Origin of the sequence: Ruminococcus sp. D54t1_190329_F1 (genome assembly GCF_015551645.1) — a bacterium.
Classification (GTDB): Bacteria; Bacillota; Clostridia; order Lachnospirales; family Lachnospiraceae; genus Blautia_A; species Blautia_A faecis.
The window spans coordinates 1-2683 of record NZ_JADNDC010000082.1; the positions used below are offsets into that span (position 1 = coordinate 1).

At 41.9% G+C, this 2683-nt stretch carries 3 protein-coding genes; all 3 read left to right on the top strand.

Annotation, left to right across the window (positions count from 1 at the left end; genetic code table 11):
- The first annotated feature begins 71 nt into the window (after positions 1-71).
- The 3 genes from I2D69_RS19505 to I2D69_RS19515 all read left to right on the top strand — a co-directional run bounded on the left by I2D69_RS19505 (position 72) and on the right by I2D69_RS19515 (position 2351).
- Positions 72-779 (top strand): amidohydrolase family protein, encoded by a 708-nt coding sequence (locus I2D69_RS19505; protein ID WP_347708409.1) that lies wholly within the window; start codon positions 72-74, stop codon positions 777-779.
- A 62-nt stretch (positions 780-841) separates the two neighbouring features.
- Positions 842-1690 carry a DegV family protein gene (locus I2D69_RS19510; RefSeq protein ID WP_173718743.1) on the top strand — a complete coding sequence of 283 codons (849 nt, stop codon included), beginning with the start codon at positions 842-844 and terminating at the stop codon, positions 1688-1690.
- A 70-nt stretch (positions 1691-1760) separates the two neighbouring features.
- The gene (locus tag I2D69_RS19515; protein ID WP_173718744.1) at positions 1761-2351 is read left to right on the top strand and encodes an SOS response-associated peptidase; all 591 of its coding nucleotides are present in this window, start codon (positions 1761-1763) and stop codon (positions 2349-2351) included.
- Positions 2352-2683 lie beyond the last annotated feature (332 nt).

A 2683-nucleotide genomic window follows, 5' to 3' on the forward strand; every position in this document is an offset into this window, starting at 1 on the left:
TTGATTTTGGCATGAAAAATACCTCCAAAGTAACAGATTTTTATATTTAATCTGTCTACTTTAGAGGTATCATATCAAAACAGTATCCAGGAAATTTTTATGGGTTTGCTGTTTTGCCGGTAGGAGATACAGGTGCTGCCCTGACAGAACTGGAACGCGCCGTAAAAACACTTGGATTAAAGGGGATTATTTTTAATGGTGCTTATCAGGAATCTTATTTTGATGAGGACCGTTTTTTCCCAATTTTTGAAATGGCACAGGAGTTAAAAGTTCCAGTTATGCTTCATCCAGGGGAAGTGCCAACAGAGGTTGCGAAGACTTATTATCAGGGAAGCTGGCCTGTGGCAGTGGCAAATGTTTTTGCGGGACACGGCATTGGCTGGCACTATGATGCCTGGGTGCAGTATATGAGGATGATACTATCCGGAATCTTTGACCGTCTTCCGAATTTGCAGTTGATCTGCGGACACTGGGGAGAACTGCTACCTTATTATTTTAACCGGATGGATGATATGCTCCCGGCTGCGTTTACAGGACTATTACATAATATTTCCTATTATTTTAAAAATAATATGTATATAACTCCAAGCGGGATGTTTTACGAGGATGATTTTTTGTTTTGCCGGAACAAAGTGGGTGCAGAAAGGATCCTGTGGGCTACAGATTATCCATATTGTAAACCTGAAAATTCCAAAATGTATTTAGAAAAAATAAAGCTGCCATTTGAGGAAAAAGAAAAGATTGCTTATTTAAACGCCGAGAATCTGTTTGGAATATAAGGATGTATTGGCAAGTAACAAGAATTGACAACACATAAAAGAAATGTTATGAGGAAACAAACATGGTAAAAATTATTTCAGATAGTACCTGCGATCTTTCGCCAGAGTTATTAGCTCGGTATGAGATTGACATTCTTCCCCTTCATATTCTTTTGGGAGATCAGGAATTTGAAGATGGGAAAAATATTACTCCGGATCAGATTTATGCCTGGTCCGATGCAAATAAGACAACGCCCAAAACATCCGCTCCGGCCATGGCAGATGCCATAGAGCTTTTTCGCCCTTATGTTACGGCTGGAAGGGAAATTGTCTGCTTTTCTATTTCATCAAGTATGTCCACTTCTGGAAATGTGATGCGCCTTGCTGCCGAAGAACTGGGAGCTTCCGGGCAGATCACGGTGATTGATTCTGCAAATCTTTCTACAGGAATCGGGCTTCTTGTAGTGGAAGCTGCCATTATGGCAAAAAAGAACCGGACTGCTTCCGAAATCGTCTCTGAGATCGAAAAATTAAAGCCAAATGTGCGAGCAAGTTTTGTAGTGGATACACTTACTTATTTATATCGTGGAGGACGCTGTAATGCGGTAGCAGCCATGGCTGGAGGTGTTTTGAAGCTACATCCTAAAATTGTAGTGGAAGATGGGGCTATGAATGCTTCTAAAAAGTACCGGGGAAAAATTGCCTCTGTGATACTGTCCTATGTAAAAGATATGGAAAAGGATCTAAAAAATGCAAGACAGGAGCGCGTATTTATCACGCATTCAGGCTGTGACCGGGAAATCGTTGAGACTGTCCGGACTTATCTAAAAAATCTTGGCATCTTTGAGGAAATATTAGAAACCCGGGCAGGCGGCGTTGTATCAAGCCATTGTGGTCCGGGTACGCTTGGTGTTTTGTATATTTCCAAATAGAATGCGTGACACTATGAATTCCAGGGAAAATTGCAGTTAAAAAAATGGGAAAGTCAGAGAAAATGCAGGTATGTGTGGAAGATTCTATATAGATGAGGAAACCTATTTGGATATCCGGAACGTGGTATCAGAAGTGGATGCCTCTTTAAAGCGGATGCACGTAACAGGAGACATCCATCCAACGGAAACGGCTCCTGTGATTGTAAGTAACGATTTCAAAAATTTACAGCTTTGCAGCAAGGCCTGGGGATATCCTGGCTGGCAGAAAAAAGGCGTGATTTTCAATGCCCGTGTGGAATCGGTAATGGAAAAAAGAATGTTTCAAAATGGAATCCATTACCACCGGGCGGTGATTCCAGCTGCCGGATTCTATGAATGGAGCAGACAAAAAGAGAAAAATACATTTTACCGGAAAGATGGAAAGCCTCTTTATCTGGCTGGCTTTTATGATCGGTTTGATAAGGAAGACCGGTTTGTAATTTTGACTACCGTAGCAAACGCTTCCATGCGTCCGGTTCATGACCGGATGCCCCTTGTTCTGGAAAAAGACCAGATCAGATCCTGGCTATGGGAGGAAAAGCAGGCACAAGGAATGCTGCGTCAGATTCCTGTCCTTTTGGAACGGTATGTGCCTTATGAACAGCAGAACTTATTTGAATAGGAAAAGTGACAGAGGGCTGCTATGCTATGGAGAACCTGGCATAGCAGCCTTTTTCTATGTCGTCGCAGCTGTAAAAAGAAAGCCTTTGTCCGATATAGAGTGGGGTTCGTCCCGATATTTAGGACGAAAGGATTCCTGGGGAAGATTACCACTTTACATTTTTATTGAAAGTGTCTATAATAGACAAAAAAGAACAAATGTTCGAGAAAAGAGGCGAGAAGTGTGGCGCGTACAATACTGCACAGTGATGCCAATTGTTTTGTGTGACTTGAAAGTCACTACATTTATTGTCTTACCGTAAGGTGTAAGACCTGCTGTTCCGTCAGTTGAGT

Bases quoted from the DNA above. Each gene is read 5' to 3' on its own strand.
- I2D69_RS19510 (WP_173718743.1), top strand. From the start codon at position 842: ATGGTAAAAATTATTTCAGATAGTACCTGCGATCTTTCGCCAGAGTTA.
- I2D69_RS19515 (WP_173718744.1), top strand. From the start codon at position 1,761: ATGTGTGGAAGATTCTATATAGATGAGGAAACCTATTTGGATATCCGG.